The 824-nt window shown below is 54.0% G+C and carries 1 protein-coding gene; it reads right to left on the bottom strand.

Annotated elements, in window-relative coordinates; all coding sequences use genetic code 11:
* Nucleotides 1-69 precede the first annotated feature (69 nt).
* The gene (locus tag ACGLHR_RS51930) at nt 70-375 is read right to left on the bottom strand and encodes a hypothetical protein (RefSeq protein ID WP_400103945.1); all 306 of its coding nucleotides are present in this window, start codon (nt 373-375) and stop codon (nt 70-72) included.
* Nucleotides 376-824 lie beyond the last annotated feature (449 nt).

The following is an 824-nucleotide window of genomic DNA, read 5'->3' as shown; positions in this document are numbered from 1 at the left end:
TATCTCCAATCAACTTGTTCGAGATAAAACGCACCAGCATAGAATCGGTTGTCATGTTTTTTGTAAAACTCAATAGTGCAGCACGCGTGCGCGACGCAAGGTCTCGCTTGCAAGCTTCAACAGCGATTCGAGGTTATGAAGGACGGTGGGCGATTCGTCCGCTCCGGCTTTGAACATCTGCTCTACAAGGGCCTTCACTCGGGCAGCCTCTTCCGGTCGTTCCGCGGCTTTGGTCAGGCTGCGCCAAAACGCCGGCTCGAACAGCGGCCAACGTGCATAGGCACTGGCTTGAGCTCGAGTGGCGCGACGAAACGTGTTGCCTTCGGAAGCCGCCTGAATAGCTTCGCGTTCAATTTTGTTAAAAATTGCGGGCATCGTGATCTCCAAACAGTGCCGCGAAACGGCGATTGAAATGGAGATGGGCGCGGAGCGTCTTCGGATTGGGATCCAGTCCGAAGCCGCCAGGCGGATGTCCGTTTTTTTGCTCCTGCCTCTCGGGAGGCTTATCGCAATTTTGGCACACAGATCATGCGTTTGGAGAGGCAAGTCCTACTGATTTTCGTCACTAATTTGCCGAGCGCACAAGCAAATTGCCCGCAGTGGGCAATTTTCGTTGACGTACACCTCTGATTTTTAAGGGGATTTTTATGAGTCAAGCCAGTTCCGTGCCAACTTTTGGCCGGACAGCTGGTCCATGCGCGCAGCTTTCCGCGGTCAAGATGCGTGAATCCGTCGACACCAGATCATCGTAACCGCGCAATTGAGCACACTGTATTGAGAGTCGTTCTCGGCGAACAGGCGGGCTCGGCCGTATTGCGACGATC

Origin of the sequence: Cupriavidus sp. CuC1 (genome assembly GCF_044627735.1) — a bacterium.
In the GTDB taxonomy this organism is placed as follows: Bacteria; Pseudomonadota; Gammaproteobacteria; order Burkholderiales; family Burkholderiaceae; genus Cupriavidus; species Cupriavidus ulmosensis.
This window is presented reverse-complemented; position numbering and strand designations above follow the sequence as displayed.

Coding starts and splice junctions, on each gene's coding strand:
- ACGLHR_RS51930 (WP_400103945.1), bottom strand. CDS start 375: ATGCCCGCAATTTTTAACAAAATTGAACGCGAAGCTATTCAGGCGGCT.